The following is a 1,547-nucleotide window of genomic DNA, read 5'->3' as shown; positions in this document are numbered from 1 at the left end:
TGACCGGCTGGGATCTGAAGCCGCAGGGTATTCAGGGTGTGCTGAAGACGACGGGTGAGATCGCGTCGAAGATTCAGACGCATGCGACGTCGTACGGGGATCATCTGTCGTCGGCGGCGTCGAGTGCGGGGACGATCACTGCCGAGGGCGGCGGTGACGGTGGTGGTGGTAAGGACGGGGAGCAGGCTGTCGGTGGTCTGGTCGCGCTGGCGTTGTCGCAGTTCGCCGAGCACACGACCCCTGACCTGAAGTTCATCGCGGCTCGTGCGGGCAAGTCCCTGACGGGTGCGGTGGATGCCACGACCGCGTATCTGAATGGTGACCTGGACATGGCGGCCGAGGCGCAGCGCAAGGCGCTGGGTGCGGTGGATCTGGATCCGAAGAAGCCGGGGGTGCAGTCGCGGTGATCAAGCCCGAAGCGATTCCGCAGTACACCGGTGATCTGGGCCAGCTGGAGAAGGACCACGCGGGCCTGACGAAGGACGCGGGTCATATCCGGGAGACCGGTTCGTCCGTCCATACCCATTTCCAGGCCCTGTCCGCCTATTACAAGGCTCCCGAGGCGGAGCAGTTGTTCGCGTCGACGAAGCCGGTCCAGGACCGGGCGGACGGTTTCGCGGACGATCTGGAGAAGGTCGCCTCGTCGTTGTCGGACTACGCGAGCGAGATCCGTCCGCTGGTCACCAAGCTCGCGCAGCTCAAGACGGACGCCACGACGTTCGTGAACGACAACAAGGACGACGACGACTGGGAGTACGACGGCGACAAGGTCGAGGAGCACAACAAGCTCCGCGACGACATCACCGCGACCGTCGCCGCGTTCTGGGCCGCCGAACGCACCTGCCACAACAAGATCACCGCGTTGTTCGGCGGGACGCAGATGGTCGCCGGGGACGGGTCCGAACGCAAGGACCAGTACGGGTTCAACGCCGACGACCTCAAGAACGCCAAACTCCCCTGGGGCGACCCCGTCGAGGAGAAGCACCACTGGTACGAGGTCGGACACTGGGTCAAGTCGTTCGTCTGGGACGGACTGATCGTCGACGGGATCTGGGGCACCATCAAGGGCCTGGGCACCCTCGTCGGCTTCGGCGGCTGGGACGCCATGGGCCAGGCCTGGAAAGGACTGGCCCAGCTCGCCACCGGCCTGGTCATCTCCTCGATCCCCGGCGCGGGCGCACTGTTCTGGACACTGCCCGACGACAAACTCCCCTCCTGGCTGCGTGACTCACGCACCGCGATGAAGGAGACCGGCAAGGCCCTGGTCGCGTGGGACGAATGGGGCAAGAACCCCGGCCGGGCCGCCGGAGCCGTCACCTTCAACGTCCTGACGACCGTGTTCACCGGCGGCGCCGGCGGCGCCGCCGCAGGAGCCGGCAAAGCCGGAGCCGTCGCGAAGGTACTGTCCGTCGCGGGCAAGGCCGGCAAGGTCATCGACCCCATGACCTACATCGCCAAGGGCGCCGGCGCCGGCCTCTCCAAGATCGGCGACATCACCAAGGGCCTCAAGGGCATCGGCAACATCGAGATCCCCAAACTCCCCGACG

Annotated in this window: 1 protein-coding gene and 1 pseudogene; both read left to right on the top strand. The window is 66.4% G+C overall.

Annotation, left to right across the window (positions count from 1 at the left end; genetic code table 11):
• On the top strand, window positions 1–407 hold a 407-nt coding region (locus ACWCPY_RS43260), incomplete at its 5' end, for a DUF6507 family protein (protein WP_451274684.1).
• A pseudogene (locus tag ACWCPY_RS43255) lies at window positions 404–1,547 on the top strand (ADP-ribosyltransferase); the annotation flags it as partial. The gene ACWCPY_RS43260 and the pseudogene ACWCPY_RS43255, both read left to right, overlap by 4 nt.

The organism is Streptomyces sp. NPDC002403 (genome assembly GCF_053593015.1).
Note: the sequence above shows the minus strand (reverse complement) of the source record. Positions and strands in the feature narration are given on the sequence as shown.